Source organism: Pseudomonas sp. 51_B (assembly GCF_017491595.1).
GTDB lineage: Bacteria > Pseudomonadota > Gammaproteobacteria > Pseudomonadales > Pseudomonadaceae > Aquipseudomonas > Aquipseudomonas promysalinigenes.
In genome coordinates, this window is sequence record NZ_JAFGYW010000522.1 from 1 (window position 1) to 251 (window position 251).

General features: G+C 61.4%; 1 protein-coding gene. It reads right to left on the reverse strand.

All coding sequences use genetic code 11. From position 1 onward, the window contains the following. On the reverse strand, positions 1–229 hold a 229-nt coding region (locus J5M56_RS26025), incomplete at its 3' end, for an amino acid permease (RefSeq protein ID WP_207938190.1). Positions 230–251 lie beyond the last annotated feature (22 nt).

A 251-nucleotide genomic window follows, 5' to 3' on the forward strand; every position in this document is an offset into this window, starting at 1 on the left:
AGGCATACACACCGCCGTCCAGGTCGGGCTTGCGGTTGGCCAGGGTCTGGAACACGAATGCCAGGGTCAGCATGCCCACTGCGGTGATTGCCCAGCCAATTAGAACCGCGCCGACGCCGGCACTGGCGGCCATGTTCTGCGGCAGCGAAAAGATCCCGCCACCGATCATCGAACCGACCACCAATGCGATCAGTGCGCCCAGGCGCAGCTTTTGTCCTGGTTCGTTCATGCTGTTCCTTGTTCACATTGCC